Source organism: Halosimplex halobium, from assembly GCF_051414055.1.
In the GTDB taxonomy this organism is placed as follows: domain Archaea; phylum Halobacteriota; class Halobacteria; order Halobacteriales; family Haloarculaceae; genus Halosimplex; species Halosimplex halobium.
This window is the reverse complement of record NZ_JBLKNX010000023.1, coordinates 24393-41371: the sequence shown is the minus strand read 5'-3', so window position 1 is coordinate 41371 and position 16979 is coordinate 24393. Positions and strand designations below refer to the sequence as shown.

Sequence of the window (16979 nt, the reverse complement as noted above, 5' to 3'; positions counted from 1 at the left end):
AGTGATGCGACGGGGGGCCGCAGTCGTCGCGACGCTCGTCCTCGTGGCCGGGTGTAGCGCCGTCCCGTTCGGGAGCGGCGACCCCCGGCGCGGGCCGACCGACACCGTGACGCCCGTCCCGGTCACCGACGGTCCGACGCCGACACGGACGCTGCCCGACGACCTCCCGCCGGGCGTGCTGGCCAACGGGACCGTCGACGCCGACGCGCTCACCAGTGCTCACGCCGCCCATCTGGTCAACAGGACCTACACCTGGTCCGTCAGTTACGACACGGACGGGGCCGACGGGGACCGACTCGTCCGGCGACTCGTCGTCGGCCGGGAGACGTTCACCGTCTCGCAGACCCGGGGCGAGACCGGGCGCAACGTCTCGCTGTACGTCAACGCGACGGGCGGCTACCTGCGGGCGGTCGAGGCCGGGGAGACCAGATACGACCTGCTCCCGCTGCCGGGCCGGCCCGAGGACTACGACTTCGCGACCGTGCCGGTCCGGCAGATGTTCGACGACCGGCGGGTCTCGGTGTCGACGGTCGAGCGCGGGGACCGCACGTACTACCGGCTGTACGCGGCCGGCGACCCGCCGCCGGCCGTCGGCCCCGCGGAGGCGACGATCTCCCGGTTCAGCGCGACCGCCTACGTCACGCCGGAGGGGTTCGTCCGGTCGATGGCCGCCGAGTACGACCGGGTCGTCGACGGCGAACGCGCCCGGGTCACCATGCGCTACGACTACAGCCGCCTGGGCGAGTCGAACCCGACCCCGCCCGACTGGCTCGGCGAGGTCCCGCGGCTGTCGACGCCGGCGCCCGCCGACCCCGACGCGACGCCGGAGGGGACCGCGACGCCCGACACTGCAACGCCGAACGGGACCGGTACGGCGACGCCGGACGGTACCGCGACGCCGTCGCCGAACGGCACCGCCGCGCCGACACCGACGGACGAACTCGACGGGTCGCCCGCCGGGACTCCCGCGAGCGGCTGAACGGCGGACCGGCGGGAGGTCGAGCGAGTCGCCGGCGGCGGACCTCACGACCGGATCGTCAGCATCCCGTCGTTGACCGACAGATCGTCCACTTCGCCGGCGATCTCGAACTCGAACTGGCGGTCGCCGGCGACGACGATGGCGGTGTCGCCGAGGACGTCGAGCCGTGCGTCGACGCTCTCGCCGAAGTCGACCACGACGACGGTCCCGCCGTCGCGCTCGCGGCGGGTGATGGCGATGTCCTCGTCGTCGGCCGCCGCGGACCGGAGTTCGCTGGGTGCCTCCATGGGCGCGGTAGCTCGCTCGCGCACCTGAGCGTTGGGCCGGCCGCTGCAGGCGCGGGCGGAATCGAAAGCGGGCGACGCGTCGTCAGGATATCGGCGGGCGGTCGTCAGGACATCAGCGTGACGACGTACCAGACGACCAGCGCGATCGTGGGGAGGATGACCGCGAACTTGACGCCCGAGAGCAGGTTCACGTCGCGGATGTAGCCGGCGATGAACGACGACAGCAGCGCCTGGAGGACGACCGCGTGGAAAAAGAGGACCGAGAGCATCTGCGTGTTGACGCCGCTGAAGCTGCCGCCGCCGACGGCGCTGCTGGAACCGCTGGAGCCCGTCTGGGTCGCGAGGTCCGCCATGACCGTCAGGAACCGGACCTTCAGCAGCGCCATCACGCCCAGCAGCGTGAGGTAGGTCATGATGATGATGACCATCTGCATCCGGGTCCGGGACTTGCGTTCGAGGTCGATGTCGTCCTGGTTCTCGGAGGCCTGGGCGGCCGTCGAGAGCACGTCCTGGATCTGGCTGGAGGCCTCCTGGGCCTCGCTGATGAGCTTGACCGTCCGGGCGAGCCGCGGGATGTGGTAGCTGTTGTTGAACTCCCGGAGCGCGCTCTTGAGGCTGGTCCCGTAGTTGACCTTCGCGTGCATCGTCTCCAGCTCGTCGGCCATCCGCCCGGAGGAGGTGTCGGCGACGACCCGGATCGACTCCAGCAGCGTCATCCCGGTGTCGTTGGCGGAGGCGAGCTTGCGGAGGTTCTCCGAGAGGTTGCCGATGACGCTGCGGCGCGTCCGCAGGTTCCACTCGTAGAAGATCCCCAGCGGCAGGAGATTGAGATAGATCGGGACGTACACCCACATGAACGTCCCCGTGATGACCGGGTAGGTCCACCGTTTCGACGGGTCGTTGAGGCCCTCGGGCACGTCCCCGCCCTGGGGGACCACCAGTTCCGAGATGGTCATCGGCGCCATGTGGAAGATGACCACGACGGCGAAGAAGGCGATCGTGACCGGGATCGTCACGCCGAGGACGTACAGCGGGTTGTCGCGGAAGAAGATGTGGGGCTGCCTGAGGATCTGGGTCGCGCGGTAGGTCCCCTCGCGGCTCTTGATGCGGTCGAAAACGCCGTAGGTGCCGGTGTAGCTCTCGACGAGCCCGAGGTTGAGGAAGCCGGCGTCGGCCTCGGAGTAGGTCCGCTCGTCGCCGCGGTCCGGGCGGAGGTAGCCGTCGCCGATGGAGTCCTGGGTCACCGTCGAGGTGAGCACGAGGAACCCGACCCCGGTCAGCGGGATGAGCCCGTAGACGGTGCCGACCATCATGTCCATCTTCGACCCCGAGGACATCATCGACATGATGACGAGGATGATGATGAGCAGGAGCGGGAACAGCGAGAGGGTCATGTACATCTCGCCGAACAGCTCCAGGGTGTCCAGCATCTTCTTCTGCTCCTGCTTGGCCGTCCGCATGTGCTTGTCCTTCTGGTCCTCCAGGAACGAGGTCATGTCACCGCCGGAGTCGACGATCGACAGCATGTCCGTGAGGAACTGGCTCAGCTCCTCGCTGGGCGTCTCGATGGACTGGTTGCGGATCGCCGTCCGGTAGTCGGTGTCGAAATACTCCGTCTCGAGGACGATCGACTGGAACTCCTTGGCGACCTCGCCGTAGGTGTCGTCCGCCTGGGCCATCGCCTGGAGGATCTCGAGCTGGTTCAGCCCGCCCACCGAGAGGGCGTACATGAACGCCACGGAGTCCGAGAGGAGGACGTTGATCTCGCGTTTGCGCGCGTTCGAGCGGAAGTAGGGGATCGAGAGGAGCGACCCGAAGCCGACGCCGAAGCCGATAGCGCCGAACACGAGCCCCGAGAGGAACACGAGCGCGGGGACTTTCAGCGCCAGCACGATGGGTTCGATGGCGTCGGGGATGCGCAGTCCGAGCAGCGGCCCCTCCGCGAGGCCGAGCATCTGGACGAGCAGGAAGCCGAGCAGCATGCCGAGCAGCCAGAGCGTCAGCCCGGCGACGGTGCCGACCGCGAGCGCCCGCGAGATGTACATCTCGACGTTGTCGCCCATCCGGGCCTCGGCGAGCTTGTCCTCGATGCCGGAGACGAAGTCGCCCTCCTCGTCGAACAGCACCTGGTAGAGGGGGTAGAACGTGTCCCCGACGGTGTTGGAGCCGCCGAGCTGCTGCGATGACCGCCCGAGGCTCATGCCTCGTCAGCCTCCGCGCCGGCCGCCGGGACGAACTCGCTGAAGTCGATGTCCTCGTCGTCCTCGTCCTCGACGGGCGTGATGTCCGTCTCCTCCTCGTCGACGCCCGAGCCGGTCAGGGCGTCGACGATGTCGGAGGTCTCCTTCTCGCGGAACCGCTCGAACAGCGGCCCGGCGTTCTCGAGGATGTCCCCGGCCTCGTCCAGCATCTCCGCCGGCGGGTCCGGCCGCGGGACCATCTTCTCCTTCTCGGGGTCGATGTTGATCTTGACCGACTCCATCTCCCGCAGGTCCTCCAGCGACCGCTCCAGCTTGTCCTCGGCGATCAGCGCCATGATGGTGTCGGGGTCGTTGATAAAGGCCTGGACCGCCGCCGCGACCTCCGTGTAGGTGTTCAGCCCCTGCTCGATGAGGTAGGCGAGCACCACCTTCCGCATGAACAGCTCCTCGTCGAGCCGTTCCTGTTTCCAGCCGCGGTCGAACTTCAGCTCCTCCAGCGTGTTGGAGTTGCCCATCTGGAGGAACTCGTCGGTCTCGGCCTGCCACTCGTAGACGTCGCGGACGTTGATCTCGTCGTGCTCGGCGGAGTACTCGTTGATCTCGGTGAGGTTCTTGTTCCGGCGGACCTTGTTGCCGTCGACCCGCGTCTGGGTCTGGATCGACACCAGGTCCAGCGCCGTGAACAGTGTCTTCGAGACGTTGATCGGCTCGGTCGTGAACCGCTTGATGACCTCGCCGACGGTGTCGGCGTGGAACGTCGAGTAGGCGGTGTGCCCGGTCGACATGACCTGGAACAGGTCCCGACCCTCCTCACCGCGGACCTCGCCCATCACGATGTAGTCGGGGCGCTGTCGCAGTGCGGCCTCCAGCAGGTCGAACTCGTCCACGTCGCCCTTGTCGTCCTCGCCGAACGAGGGGCGGGTGACGGAGGCGACCCAGTTGCGCTGGGGCAGTTCGACCTCGCGCGTGTCCTCGATGGAGACGATCTTCGCGTTGGACGGGATAAACAGGGAGATGGCGTTCAGCGAGGTGGTCTTCCCCGACGCCGTCCCCCCGGCGAAGATCATCGACTTGTTGTTCTCGATACAGAGCCAGAGGAACGCCATCTCGTCGAGCGAGAAGGTGTTCCAGTTGATGAGGTCCACGGGGGTGAAGGGCACGTCCTTGAACTGGCGGATGGTGTAGTTGGTCCCGTGGTCCGACACTTCCTCGCCGAGGGTCAGCTGGGCGCGCGAGCCGTCGGGGAGCGTGGCGTCGACCTGCGGCTGGCGCTTGGAGATGCCCTTCCCGGAGCGCTGGGCGAGCTTGACGACGAAGTCGTCCAGCGACTGCTTGCCGTGCTCGACGTTCGTGATGATGTTCTCGTACTCGGTGTGGTAGACGAACACCCGGGAGTTGTACCCGTCACAGGAGATGTCCTCGACGTTGATGTCGTGTTTGACCGGGTCGATCCGCGCGTAGCCGATAAAGTCGCGTTTCAGGCGGTAGAGTAGCTTCTCGACCTGGTACTCGTTGAGCGTCTTCGGGTCGTCGTCGACGACCGCCGGCTCCGGCCGGGCCTCGATGCCGTCGAGGGCGGCCCCCTGGGTCTCGACCTCGATCTCCATGCCCAGTGCCCCCTTGAGCTGGTCCATCATCCCGAGATCGCCCTGCTGGCCGGGCGTGTAGAGGTCGTAGCGTTCGAGCAACCGCTCGGTCTCGCGCTGGATGACCCCCGCGCGGTCGGCGTCGCTCCCCTCGACGACGACCTCGTCCTCCGAGTACTTGATCGCCGATTTCAGCTTCCCGGAGAGGAACTCGACCAGCTGGGACTCGATGTCGTTCTCGTAGGGCTCGATCGCGTAGTACTTCTTCTCGTTTTCCTTGCGCGAGTGGAAGATGACCACGCAGGCGTACGGCTTGTTCACCCAGTAGCGCTCGACCTCGACGAAGTGGGCCTTCTTCTCCAGGGGCACCGCCTTCTCGAGGTCGTACCGGTTGACGACCGTCGTGTGCCCGTCGACGGTCGAGAAGAAGTCGTCCTCGTCGAGTTCGGGGTTGACGTCGACGGTCCGCTCGTCGACGACGTCGGCGAGCCGTTCGGCTGCCCCCCCGGCCTCGCTCAGTCGGTCCTCCGTCTCGTCGGGGTCGAACCCGAGGTACTCCTCGGGCTCGAACGGGACCTTCTCCCCGTCGCTGTCCCGCGGGATCTCGCCGTCCTCGTCGTAGTAGTACTCCTGTTTGAAGTGCTCCCAGGTGTAGCGGTCCTTGACGACGAACGACCGCTCGGCCTCGATGCGGTCGTCCCACACCTGTTCGAGCGTCTTCGCCGCGCTCGCGCCCGACTCCAGCCGGTCCTCGACGTCGAGCGGGTCGAACCCGAGGTACTGGCTGCGGTCGAAGCGTCCACCCGTGTGCACGTCCCTGCGGAGGTCGTTCCACGTGTATTCGCCGACGGTCGCACCGCCCCCCGAGAGCTGTTCGCCCCCCGACGCGACCTGGTCAGACTCGTTGCCCCCCGTGCCATCGATAGCCATTACAGGCTAACTGCTAGTAAGACGGAAAAAGCTTTACGCCCAAACGAAGGGGACCGATAATCGGCACCGACCGCCGATCACGGCCGGTACCGGGGCTGTAACCTGTATTCTTCGGAACGTGTAACAGCGTAATGCTATGCGATAAACTATTCGGTGCCGTTACGAGATGAACGATTCGATCCGGGCCATCGCCTCCTTGAGCTCGCCGAGGCTGGTGGCGTAGGAGACGCGGAGATGCCCCTCGCCGCCGGCGCCGAAGACGTTGCCCGGGACCACGGCGACGCGTTCCTCCTCGATGAGCGCCTCGGCGAACTCGTCGCTGTCCGCCCAGGGGCACTCGGGGAACGCGTAGAACGCGCCGGCGGCCGGGAAGCAGTCGATGCCCATCTCCTCGAACCGCGAGAGGACGAAGTTCCGGCGGCGGTCGTACTGGGCGCGCATCTCCTGGACCTCGTCGTCGCACGACTCGAGCGCCTCGACGGCCGCGTGCTGGGCTGTCGTCGGCGCCGACAGCATCGTGTACTGGTGGATGCGGTTCATCGCGTCGACGGCGTCGGCCGGCGCCAGCGCGTACCCCAGCCGCAGGCCGGTCATCGCGTAGGCCTTCGAGAAGCCGTTGAACACGACGGTCCGCTCGCGCATGCCCGGCAGCGTCGCGATGGAAGCGTGGTCGTGCTCGTAGGACAGTTCCGAGTAGATCTCGTCGGAGAAGACGAGCAGGTCGTGCTCGCGGGCGAACGCGGCGACCGGCGCCAGCTCCTCGCGGGTCATCGTCGCGCCGGTCGGGTTGTTCGGGTAGCACATGACGAGTGCGTCGGCCTCGGCCGCGCCCGAGGCTTCGAGGGCCTCGCGGGTGAGCTTGAACTCGTCGGCCGCGCGCGTGGGCACGTCGACCACGTCCGCACCGGCGAACTGCACGCCCGGCATGTAGGAGATGTAACACGGCTGGGCGACCGCTACGCTGTCGCCGGGGTCGAGGAAGGCTCTGAACGCCAGGTCGACCGCCTCGCTGGCGCCGGACGTGACGATGATCTCCTCGTCCGGGTCGTAGCGCAGGCCGTACTTCTCGTCGGCGTCGACGGCGATCCGCTCGCGCAGCTCGCGCATGCCGCGGTTGGCCGTGTAGGAGGTCTGGCCCCGCTCCAGCGAGGCGATGGCGGCGTCGCGGGCGGCCCACGGCGGCGCGAAGTCGGGCTCGCCGACGCCCAGCGAGATGATGTCGTCGTACTCCTCGGCGATCTCGAAGAAGCGGCGGATCCCCGACGGGGGCACGCCCGCGACCCGCTCGCTCGGCTCGAACGTCATGGCGAGATCGACAGGCGGTCGTCGTCGTGGCCGTCGCCGAACTCGACGCCCCGCTCCTTGTAGCTCTCCATGATGTAGTGAGTCACCGTCTGGGTGATCTCCGGGACGGGCGCGACCTGCTCGCTGATGAACCGCGACACCTCGCTCATCGAGTCGCCCTCGACCTCCATCGCGAAGTCGAAGTCGCCGGAGACCAGCCGCAGCCCCTGCACCTCTGGGAACTTCGCGAGGCGCTCGGCGATGTCGTCGTAGCCCGTCTCGCGGTCGAGCGTGACGTTCAGCTCGACGGCCGCGCGCACCCGCTCGGGCTCGACCTTGTCCCAGTCGACGACGGCCTGGTACCCCTTGATGACGCCGTCGGTCTCCAGCTCCTCGATGACGGCCTCGACCTCGTCGGGCGTGAGGTCGGTCTGTCGGGCCAGGTCCTCCGTCGAGTAGCGCGCGTTCTCGCGGAGCAGCGCCAGGATCTCCTCGCGGTCGCTCATACCTACTCTCCGGCCCACTGCGACCAAAAGGGTTTCTCCATCACGTCAGCCCGTCGCACACCGTCGGGCGACCCGCCCGGGTTCGCCGGCTCCCCACGGCCGGAACGGTCGGCGTCGCGGCCGCCGAGACGTGCGGTTTTATGCGGGCCTCCCCCATAGACGGCGCCATGCTCGACACGGACCCGTCGGACGGGTCGGACGGCTCGCCCGACGGCGGCTGGGCGTTCGTCGCCGACAGCGACGGCGCCGCGGACCTCCTCGGAACGCTCGTCGACTGCAACGACGAACGCGCCTACACCCGCTCGGACCTGGCCGAGCGGTCGGGCGTCCCGCTCAAGACGCTGTACCTGGACGGCCTGCTCGACGAGTTCGTCGCCCTCGGCGTGCTCGTCCGCGCGGACGACGAGAGCGACGAGGAGACCGAACCGCAGTACCGCGTCGCCGGCGACAGCGACCTGCTCGCGGCCGCCCGCGCGTTCGACGACGCCTACCCCGCAAGCTGACACACCCGCCGGGTAGACCGGGCGTGCCGGTCGTGGTCACACACGCATGCTCCCGGAAGCGTTCGAGCGGCGCCTCGGCCGCGACAGGTTGGGTCGGGCGACCAGCCTCCAGGCGACGATAATCCCGGCAGGACGACTGCGGCGCCGAAGGCGTAAGCCCGGATACGCTGGTACGGCTCCGCTCTCTCCGGGTCGCGTTTCCACGTCCGACCGGAGACGAACTCCGGATCCGTAGCGGGTTGGCGATCGCGGCCGCTCTGATCCCCGCCAGCACCAGCCCGGCGGCAACCAGCGTCACGTTCATGCGAACGGATAGACTCCGCGATACCTCTCGGCGGGTCAGACGGACTCGACAGGCTCGCCGCGGACCACGTCGAGGAACTCGGCGGGGTGTTCGACGTGGGGGAGCAGCGCGGAGTCGCCGATCGAGACCAGTTCCACGTCGGCGGCCTCGGCGAGTTCGCGGCCGGTCGACAGCGGCGGCATGTCCGTCTCGGTGCCCCAGACGAGCGTGACCGGGACGCCCAGGTCGCCCAGCACCTCGGCGAGGTCGATGTCGGGGTCGAGGTGGCCGCTGACGAAGGAGGCGGGCGCGAACCGCGCGCCGGGCTGGTGGGCGCTCTCCCACTCGTAGCGGACGGTCTCGTCGTTGAGGTTCGACATATCGTGGTAGCCGTGGTCGTCGTGGAAGTAGCGGATCGAGCGCTCGCTGGTGATGGCGTTGTGGATCGCCTGGCCGACGACGGGGGCGCGGATCAGCGACCGGAGCCAGACCCGCCGGCCCGGGACCGTGTCGGCGGTCGGACAGACCAGCACGAGCCGCGACACGTCGGCGTCGCGGGCGGCGTCGGCGGCGTAGGCGCCGGTCAGCGACGACGCGACGACGACGGCGTCGTCGCTCGTGTCGGTCAGGAAGTCGCGGACGAACGTGGTGTACAGCGACGCCGAGTAGGTCAGCGGCGGGCGGTCGGACCGGCCGAACCCCGGGAGGTCGGGCGCGACGACGTGGTAGTCCTCGGCGAGCCCCTCGAAGACGGCGCGCCACTCGTTGCTGGTCGCCGCGGCGTTGATGCCGTGGAGGAGGACCAGATCCTGGTCGTCGGGGTCGCCGGCCTCGGTGTAGGCCACGTCGAACCCGCGCCAGCGGTAGGTGCCGGCCTCGCCCGCGAGCGGCGGGCCGAGTTCGCCGGCCCGCCGGCCGAGCACCCGGTTGGTCGCGGCTGCCGCGCCGACTGCGCCGAGCGTCGCTCCGACGACTGTCCGCAGTTTCATACCGGTTGGTTGGGGCCTCGCCCGCTTATAAGTGATGCTCAGGGGACAGCCCGAGGGCGACCGCCTCTCCGGCGTCGGGCTACTCCCGGCGCTCGCGCCGCTCGGCCACGCAGTCGGCGAGCGGTTCGAGGAGCTCCTCGGCCACGGTGTAGGGGTCGGTCTCGCGGCGCAGGACCGCGTCGACGCGCTCGTCGAGGCCGCCACGGGCCTCGATCTCCTCTGCGAGCAGCTCCCGGACGTCCTCCCGGAGCAGCGTCCGGATCTCCTCGGCGTAGCGCGTCCGGGCCTTCGACTCCAGCTGGCCCGACGCGACGAGGTGGGCCCGGTGGTCGTCCATCGCCGCCACGAGGTCGTCGATCCCCTCGCCGCGGTTGGCGACCGTCTCGACGATCGGCGGGTCCCAGGGCTCCTGCGAGTGGGCGTCGGCATCGGCGTCCTCGGACCCGGGTGCGGTCGATTCCGAATCGTCCCCCTCACCCACGTCGACGGTCGTCTCCTCGAAGCCGTGGTGGCCGCCGACTTCGACCTGGCCGTCGCGCAGCTGGAGCATCTCCCGCAGCTCCTGGACGGTCCGGTCGGCGCCCTCCAGGTCGGCCTTGTTGACGACGAAGAGGTCGGCGATCTCCAGGATCCCGGCCTTGAGCATCTGCACGTCGTCGCCGCTCCCGGGCGGTACCAGCACGACGACCGTGTCGGCCGTCCGGACGATGTCGACCTCGTTTTGCCCCGCGCCGACGGTCTCGATGATGACCTTGTCCTTGCCGAACGCGTCCAGGGCCTTCACCGCGTCCGTCGTCGCCGTCGAGAGCCCGCCGAGGGTCCCGCGGGCCGACATCGACCGGAAGAACACGTCCATGTCGCCGACGTTCGAGGCCATGCGGATCCGGTCGCCGAGGACGGCACCCCCAGTAAAGGGCGAGGCCGGGTCGATGGCGATGACGCCGACGGTCAGCCCCGCGTCGCGATAGGTGGCCGCGAGCTTGTCGACCAGCGTCGACTTGCCGGCGCCGGGACTGCCGGTGATCCCGATCACGTCGGCGTCGCCGGTGTGGGCGTGTAGCTGGGAGACGAGGTCGCGATACCCCGGCGAGCGGTTCTCGATCTTCGTGATCGTCCGCGCCAGCGCGCGGTGTTGTCCGTCGAGGAGATCCGCGATGAGGGGGTCCAGATCCGGATCTGGGCTCGAGTCCGGATCCGGGTCCGGGCCCGAGGGGTCACTGTCCGCGTCGGTCCCCTCCTCCCCGCTCGTCATCGTCGCTCGGGCGCGTGCTCGCGGATGTAGTCGATCATCTCGTCCATCGACGCGCCGGGGCCGAAGATCTCGGCGACGCCTTCCTCGCGCAGACGCTCCTTGTCGTCGTCGGGGATGATCCCGCCGACCAGCACCAGCGTGTCCTCGCGGGCGCCGTACTCCTCGAGGCCGTCCATGATCTTCGGGACGAGCGTGTTGTGCGCCCCCGAGAGGATGGAGATGCCGAGCACGTCCACGTCCTCCTGGACCGCCGCCTGGACGACCTCGTCGGGCGAGCGGTGCAGACCGGAGTAGATGACCTCGAACCCCGCGTCCCGCAGCGCCCGCGCGATGACGTGTGCGCCCCGGTCGTGGCCGTCGAGCCCGACCTTGGCGACGAGACAGCGGATCTGCCGTTGGCCCTGCTCTGCGCTCATACCCCCTAGTTGGCCCGTTTGAGGTTTCACGTTTGCGGTGATTTTTGCGAGGGGCGGGAGGGACGCGCCGGCGGAGACCTGCCGCGGTGACCGTCGCGACCGGCCACCCGCGATTCCGAAGCGGGTATACCGGCGGCGTCCACAGATCCGGTATGGCAGTCGCCGACTCCCTGCAGTCGCGGGCGCGGGCGAACCCGCGCCGCGTCACCGCCGTCCTCTCGGCGATCGGGTACGTGCTCGTAATCGGCGCGTTCACCCCGTACGCGCCGTTCCCGACGATTAGCAACGACCTCGTCATCCTGCTGGGCGACGCTATCGCCGTCGTCAACTCGCTGGCGCTGGTCTCGATCCTCGTCGGGGTGCGCTACATCAAACGGGGCGAGGTGGCGAAGCACCGCCGAGCGATGCTGACGGCGTTCTCGCTCATCATGGTCTTCCTCGTGATGTACCTGCTGAAGGTCGGCGGCGGCTTCGAGAAGGCGATCCTCGCCGAGGGCGCCGTCTACTACGCCTACCTGGCGATGCTCGCGGTCCACATCGTCCTGTCGGCGGTGGCGGTGCCCGTCGTCCTCCACGCCGTCGTGCTCGGGCTGACCCACAGCCCCAGCGAGTTGCGCGATACGTCCCACGCCCGCGTCGGCCGGATCGCCGTCGCAGCGTGGTCGCTCAGCCTCTTCCTCGGCATCGTCACCTACGTCATGCTCAACCACGTCTACATGTGGGAACCGCGCGGCCACGGCGCAGCCCTGTTGCTCGCCGTCGGGCCGTCGCTGCGTGCGCTCCGGGGCGAAGCCAACAGCGACCGCGACGACGCCTGACTCGACGGACGCGACGAGCGGCGACCGGCTGCCGGACCGCCCAGCGCGCACACGGCCCGCAGCGTTTTCCGCGCTCGCGTGTTACCGATCCGCATGGCAGAGCAACCCGACGCACCGGCGGGGAGTCCGGCGAACGGCGCGACACCGACAGGGGCGACCGGACCGCACGGCGGATCGGGCGAGGGGTCGGGCGGCAACGGCCGCTGTGACTACTGTCGGCTCCCGGTCCCGGGCGAGCCGGTCGTCGCCGAGCGCGACGGCCACCGGTACACGTACTGCTGTGTGTCCTGTCGGGAAGCCGCCGGCGAGGGCGACAGGGTGTTCACCCAGTTCCACGGCTGTCGCCGGGTGCCGACCGGGGTCGACCCGCTGGACGAGAGCCTTCCGCAGGGGATCCCCCGCAACTCGTTCGTCCTCCTGACCGACCTGGCGGGCACCCGGACGGAATCGATCCAGGCCGAACTGGTGTGGCGCGCACTCCAGCGGGGCGAACCCGCCGTCTTCGTCTCCTTCCTCGAACCGCCGATGTCGGTCGTCCAGGAGTTCGTCACGCTGGACTGGAACGTCCTCCCGTACCTGGAATCCGGGCAACTGCAGATCCTCGACTGTTTCACCTACCGCCTCGAGAACCGCGAGCGGATGTACGACCGGCTCAACGACTGGAACGCCTTCCTCTCGGAGACGGCCGCCGACGCGACCACGCAGGTCCGCGACCCCACCGAACTCGGAGAGCTCCACAACCGCATCGACGACGTGCTCGAAGAGCAGGAGATGGAGGACCGAGGGGTCGTCGTCGTCGACTCGCTGACGGAGTTCGGCTCGCTCGTCCAGCCGGTGCAGGCCTACGACTTCCTCAAGGACGTGCGCGCCGAGGTGTGCAAGAGCCGGTTCGTCCCCATCTACGCCGGCGCGACGGTCACCGGCGAGGACCAGCAGTTCCCCCACGACCTGAACTACATGGTCGACGGCATCGTCGAACTCAACCTCGACGAGGAGCTGGTCGAGGGCTCGCTGATGAAGCAGATCCGCGTCCGGAAGATGAGCGGCGTCCTCACGCTGCCGAAGTGGACGCTCTACGAGTACACCGCCGGCGAGGGGATCGTCACCATCGAACTCCACGAGGGACCGCCCGGCGAGGGCGACGGCGAACAGGGCGGTCCGGCCGATCAGCAGGTGAACGGACAGTCGTCGGGCGGATCCGGCGAGGGGTCTGCGGGCGGTGACCTCGGCCAGGGACCGCCCGCGGGCCAGTCGGCAGCGGGCGGGCCAGTCGACGATTCGCCGGCCGGCGGGAGCGACGGGAGCCAGGCGGGGAACGACGGCGACCCGGACGGGGAGTGACCGGACGGGAACCGTCAGTCCGTCCGCGGGAGCGCGACGGCGCCGGCGGCGACGGAGACGGCGGCGAGCGCGACGAGCGCGAGCAGGTAGCCGAGTTCGGGCGCGAGCGGACCGGTCGCGGGGACGGCGCCGCCGTCGGTCGTCGCGCGGACGCCGCGGGCGAAGTAGGTCAGCGGCGAGAGCATCGTCGCCGGCTCGAACCACCCCGGAAGCAGATCCAGCGGGACGAACGTCTCCGAGAGGAACAGCAGGGGGAGCGCGATGGTGTTGCTCGTCGCGATGACGCCGTCCTGGGAGTCGGCGGTCGCGCCGATGACCGCGCCGATCCCGCAGAACAGCGCGACGCCGACGACGACGTAGGCCACGAGCAGGAGCGCGACGGCCGGCGAGAGCGGGATCGCCGCGCCGGTCAGCGCGACGACCAGCGCCAGTAGCATCAGCGCGGCGAGGCCGATGACGACGACGTTGACGAGCGTCTGGGCGAGCAGCCACTCACCGCGGGTGAGCGGCGTCGTCGCGAGCTTCTCGAAGCGGTTGCCCTCGCGGTGGCGCGCGACCTCGCTGCCGACCCGCGACAGCGGCGTAAAGAGTACGACCACGGCGAGATACCCCGGGACGTAGTAGACCGCCGGCTCGGTGAACAGCCCGCCTCCCGTGGGCTGGGTCTGGACCAGCGCGCCGAAGATGACGACAATCAGGAGGGGGAACAGGAACGTGAAGAAGACGGCCGTCCGCCGGCGGAGAAAGGAGCGCCAGCCCGCGCGGACCGACGCGGTCACGCGGCCGACCCGGGTCATCGCTCGCCCTCCCGAGCCGAGTCGCCGTCGGCCCCGCCCGCAACCGCCGCACGCTCGCGGCGGCGGCCGTCGTAGGTCCTGCCCTCGCCGGCGAGTTCGAGGTACACGTCCTCCAGGTCGGGTTCCGACCAGGTGAGCGCGTCGTAGCTGGCGCCGGCCGCGGCCAGCGCGTCGACCACGTCGCCGATGGCCTCCGGCGGCACGTCGGAGACGACCAGGGAGTCGCCGGCCCGCTCGGCCGGGTACGAGAGGTTCAGATCAGCGGGGTCGCCGTCGGTCTCGACGACGAGGCGGCTTTCGCCGCCGTACTCCGCGACCAGCGCGTCGGGGTCGTCCGCGGCGACGAGCCGGCCGTCGGCGAGGAGGCCGACGCGGTCGGCCAGCCGGTGAGCCTCGGCCATGTCGTGGGTCGTGAGGACGATGGTCGTCCCGCCGTCGGCCAGCGATTCGAGGAGGTCCCACAGCGCCCGGCGGCCGGCGGGGTCGATGCCGGTCGTCGGCTCGTCGAGGAAGAGCAGATCGGGGTCGTTGACCAGCGCCGAGCCGACGCAGGTCCGCCGTTGCTGGCCGCCCGAGAGGTTCTCGTACCAGGTGTCGGCGTCGTCGGCCAGACCCACGTCCGACAGGACCGCGTCGACCGACCGGGCCTCGTCGTAGAGGCCGGCGTAGTAGGCGAGCAGTTCGCGGGCGGTGAGCCGCGCGGGCGGGTCGAATGCCTGCGGGAGCAGGCCGACGCGCTCGCGGTCCACCTCCCGCGGGTCGGCGCCGAACAGTTCGACCGACCCGCCGGCGTCGGTCGTCCCCGTCAGCGCGCGGACGAGCGTCGTCTTGCCCGCGCCGTTCGGGCCGACGAGGGCGAACACCTCGCCCGCGTCGACCGAGAGGGAGACGCCGTCGAGCGCGACCGTCTCGCCGTAGGACCGGCGTACGTCCTCGGCGACGAGCGTCGCTGTCATGGGCGAATCGACGGCAGCGCGGCGCAAAGGCGGTTCGGTTCGGGAGCGTCCCGCGACCGGGTCTGACGAACGGAGAGCGTGGACGGATTCGGAGGGAAGGGCGGCGTCAGCGGGGGGAAGGCGACACAGCAGCGGCGTGGTGTGGAGGGCCGAACGGCAGCGGGACGGATGGAGGGCCGAACGGCAGCGGGACGGATGGAGGGCCGAACGGCAGCGGAGAGGGACGGCGACGGGGGCGGGTGGCGGGGTGCGTCAGCGGGGACCGGTAGAGGGGAACCGGTGAGGTGGAGGGGAACCGTCAGCGGGGAACCGGTGAGGTGGAGGGGGAATCCTCAGACCGTGCCCGGAGCGGGGTCGGGCGGCGGCGTCTCGGTGACCCCGTCGCCGCCGTCGCGGCGGCGGGCGGCGATGGTGAGCGCGCCGGCGCCGAGGCCGAGCAGGGCGACGCCGAACGTCAGCAGGTCGCCGAAGAGGGGGATCCGCGCCAGCAGTTCGATACCGACGACGCCGACGACGAGCGCGGCCCAGCGGTTCTCGACGCCGGCCTCGGCGAGCGCGCGCCGCCCGACGAGATACTCGCCGTAGACCAGCGCGACCCAGGCCGCCAGCGCGAAGACGGCGCCGCCGGCGAACGCCAGCGGGAGTCCGACGATAGTCAGCGCCACCGCGACCAGGGTGGCGGGGACCGCGATCATCGTCGCCAGACCGGCGGCGACCGAGCGACCGGGCTGGTCGGTCACCGTCTCGACCATCTCCCCCGAGAAGTCGGGGAAGACCACGAGCAACAGGGCGCCGACGACCAGGGCCCCGACGACGGTGACGAGGCCGACGACCGGCGAGGGCAGGAACGCCAGTTCGTCGAGCGCTTCGAGCTCGTCGACGGTGACGCCCCACTGGAGGCTGTCGAGGCTCAGGCTCTCGTCGTGGGTCACCGTCCCGTCGACGGTGGCCCCCTCGGCGCGGTCGAGGCGCTCGCCGTAGGCCACGTCGCCGTGAACGGTCGCACCGTCCGCCAGGCGGACGGTCTCGGAGCCGGTCACGTCGCCGTCGACCGTTCCGGCGACGGTGACTGTCCCGGCCGCGGCCTCCACGTCGCCGCCGACCGTGGCGTCGGGGCCGACCTCGACCGAGCCGGCGGCCGCCTCGACGGTGCCGCCGACGCGGCCCTCGACGGTGACCGAGCCGGCGGCGGCCTCCACGTTCTCGGTCACCTCGCCGGTGACCCGGACGGAGCCCGCGGCGGCCTCCACGTCTCCCTCGACGGTCCCGTGGACGACCACGTCGCCGCTCACGACCTCCAGGTCCGAGACCGTCTCGTCGGGGCCGACGACCACGTCGCTGCCGACGGTCTGGTCGGCGGTCGACCCGGTAGCGCCCATCGCGGGTGCCGCGGCGTCGTCGTTGTCGAACGGTACTGCGGCCGCCGCGCCGGGGACCAGCGCGGCGGCGACGGCGAGCGCACACAGGAGCGCGACGAACCGCGTCGCGCCGGCGGGGGACTCAGTCCGGCTCATGCAGTTCGACGTAGCGCCCGCTACACCCTGTATAAGGGAGGAGAGTTTCCGACCCGGTAGTCCGGGGAAAGATTCAAGTAGGCGTTCAGAGCGCGGCGCGCACGTCGCGGACGATGGCGTCGATGTCGAAGGTATCCCGCTCCTTGTCGTAGACGATCTCGTCGCCGACCTCGACGCGGAAGACGCCGTGGTCGCCCATCACCAGTTCGAAGCGGTCGATCTCCCCCTCGAGGCTCGTGAGGATCGCCTCCTGGGTGTCGAGCGCCCGCTCGCGGAACCCGCAGGGGACGCAGTACTCCAGCGTGACTGTCGTCATGCCCGTCCGTACGTCCCGCCC

The 16979-nt window shown here is 69.8% G+C and carries 16 protein-coding genes; 4 read left to right on the top strand and 12 right to left on the bottom strand.

Annotated features, from left to right (window positions below):
• Window positions 1-4: 4 nt before the first annotated feature.
• Window positions 5-979 (top strand): hypothetical protein, encoded by a 975-nt coding sequence (locus ACMGFG_RS21055; protein ID WP_436932266.1) that lies wholly within the window; start codon window positions 5-7, stop codon window positions 977-979.
• Between the two features lie 44 nt (window positions 980-1023).
• On the opposite strand, the gene ACMGFG_RS21050 is transcribed toward ACMGFG_RS21055, so the two are convergent.
• The 5 genes from ACMGFG_RS21050 to ACMGFG_RS21030 form a co-directional block, all read right to left on the bottom strand.
• Window positions 1024-1266 carry a DUF7127 family protein gene (locus ACMGFG_RS21050; RefSeq protein ID WP_436932265.1) on the bottom strand — a complete coding sequence of 81 codons (243 nt, stop codon included), beginning with the start codon at window positions 1264-1266 and terminating at the stop codon, window positions 1024-1026.
• 104 nt (window positions 1267-1370) lie between these two features.
• A complete protein-coding gene (locus tag ACMGFG_RS21045; RefSeq protein WP_436932264.1) occupies window positions 1371-3467 on the bottom strand; it encodes a type II secretion system F family protein in 2097 nt (698 codons plus the stop codon).
• Entirely contained in the window at window positions 3464-5983 is a 2520-nt protein-coding gene (locus ACMGFG_RS21040) for a type II/IV secretion system ATPase subunit (protein ID WP_436932263.1), read from the bottom strand. The genes ACMGFG_RS21045 and ACMGFG_RS21040 overlap by 4 nt, the downstream gene beginning before the upstream one ends.
• Before the next feature lie 159 nt (window positions 5984-6142).
• Window positions 6143-7288, bottom strand: a complete 1146-nt coding sequence (locus ACMGFG_RS21035; RefSeq protein ID WP_436932262.1) for a pyridoxal phosphate-dependent aminotransferase — start codon at window positions 7286-7288, stop codon at window positions 6143-6145.
• Entirely contained in the window at window positions 7285-7773 is a 489-nt protein-coding gene (locus ACMGFG_RS21030; protein ID WP_436932261.1) for an Lrp/AsnC family transcriptional regulator, read from the bottom strand. Before ACMGFG_RS21030 ends, ACMGFG_RS21035 begins: the two co-directional genes overlap by 4 nt.
• A 167-nt stretch (window positions 7774-7940) precedes the next feature.
• Between ACMGFG_RS21030 and ACMGFG_RS21025 the strand changes: the two genes are divergently transcribed.
• Window positions 7941-8276 carry a hypothetical protein gene (locus tag ACMGFG_RS21025; protein ID WP_436932260.1) on the top strand — a complete coding sequence of 112 codons (336 nt, stop codon included), beginning with the start codon at window positions 7941-7943 and terminating at the stop codon, window positions 8274-8276.
• Between the two features lie 339 nt (window positions 8277-8615).
• On the opposite strand, the gene ACMGFG_RS21020 is transcribed toward ACMGFG_RS21025, so the two are convergent.
• From ACMGFG_RS21020 to ACMGFG_RS21010, 3 genes are all read right to left on the bottom strand, one after another.
• Complete coding sequence (locus ACMGFG_RS21020; protein WP_436932259.1) at window positions 8616-9548, bottom strand: alpha/beta fold hydrolase; 933 nt, start codon at window positions 9546-9548, stop codon at window positions 8616-8618.
• 79 nt (window positions 9549-9627) lie between these two features.
• Window positions 9628-10716 (bottom strand): methylmalonyl Co-A mutase-associated GTPase MeaB, encoded by a 1089-nt coding sequence (gene meaB, locus ACMGFG_RS21015; RefSeq protein ID WP_436932308.1) that lies wholly within the window; start codon window positions 10714-10716, stop codon window positions 9628-9630.
• Between the two features lie 80 nt (window positions 10717-10796).
• Complete coding sequence (locus ACMGFG_RS21010; RefSeq protein WP_135364415.1) at window positions 10797-11216, bottom strand: cobalamin B12-binding domain-containing protein; 420 nt, start codon at window positions 11214-11216, stop codon at window positions 10797-10799.
• Between the two features lie 152 nt (window positions 11217-11368).
• Between ACMGFG_RS21010 and ACMGFG_RS21005 the strand changes: the two genes are divergently transcribed.
• A complete protein-coding gene (locus ACMGFG_RS21005) occupies window positions 11369-12034 on the top strand; it encodes a DUF420 domain-containing protein (protein ID WP_436932258.1) in 666 nt (221 codons plus the stop codon).
• A gap of 93 nt (window positions 12035-12127) precedes the next feature.
• Window positions 12128-13375 carry an ATPase domain-containing protein gene (locus ACMGFG_RS21000; protein ID WP_436932257.1) on the top strand — a complete coding sequence of 416 codons (1248 nt, stop codon included), beginning with the start codon at window positions 12128-12130 and terminating at the stop codon, window positions 13373-13375.
• 14 nt (window positions 13376-13389) lie between these two features.
• On the opposite strand, the gene ACMGFG_RS20995 is transcribed toward ACMGFG_RS21000, so the two are convergent.
• From ACMGFG_RS20995 to ACMGFG_RS20980, 4 genes are all read right to left on the bottom strand, one after another.
• The gene (locus ACMGFG_RS20995) at window positions 13390-14172 is read right to left on the bottom strand and encodes an ABC transporter permease (RefSeq protein ID WP_436932256.1); all 783 of its coding nucleotides are present in this window, start codon (window positions 14170-14172) and stop codon (window positions 13390-13392) included.
• A complete protein-coding gene (locus ACMGFG_RS20990) occupies window positions 14169-15128 on the bottom strand; it encodes an ABC transporter ATP-binding protein (protein ID WP_436932255.1) in 960 nt (319 codons plus the stop codon). Before ACMGFG_RS20990 ends, ACMGFG_RS20995 begins: the two co-directional genes overlap by 4 nt.
• A gap of 332 nt (window positions 15129-15460) precedes the next feature.
• Window positions 15461-16642, bottom strand: coding sequence for a bactofilin family protein (locus tag ACMGFG_RS20985; protein WP_436932254.1), 1182 nt, complete (start codon window positions 16640-16642; stop codon window positions 15461-15463).
• Window positions 16643-16727: 85 nt separating this feature from the next.
• Window positions 16728-16958: a SelT/SelW/SelH family protein gene (locus ACMGFG_RS20980; RefSeq protein ID WP_436932253.1), complete on the bottom strand. Its 231-nt coding sequence runs from the start codon at window positions 16956-16958 to the stop codon at window positions 16728-16730.
• Between the last annotated feature and the right edge of the window lie 21 nt (window positions 16959-16979).